General features: G+C 67.1%; 1 pseudogene. It reads left to right on the top strand.

Annotated features, from left to right (window positions below):
* A pseudogene (locus ACG00X_RS24225) lies at positions 1–277 on the top strand (IS21 family transposase); the annotation flags it as partial.

Genomic DNA, 277 nt, shown 5'->3' on the forward strand with positions numbered 1-277 from the left:
GCTGGCGCCGTTTGTTGCGACGCTGACGCAGGCGTTGAAGGCCGATGCGCACCGGCCCCGCCACGAGCGGCGCAGTGCCCGGGCCCTGTTCGCTGAGTTGCAGGCCAGCGGCTACGACGGTGGCTATAGCCGGCTTACGGATTTCATCCACGCCTGGCGCCAGGACGAGGGCAAGGCGGTGCTGACCAAAGCCTTCGTGCCGCTGAAGTTCGAGCTGGGCGAAGCCTTCCAGTTCGACTGGAGCGAGGAGGGGCTGGTGGTCGGCGGCATCTACTAC

Source organism: Pelomonas nitida (assembly GCF_043555975.1).
Taxonomy (GTDB): Bacteria; Pseudomonadota; Gammaproteobacteria; order Burkholderiales; family Burkholderiaceae_C; genus Pelomonas; species Pelomonas nitida.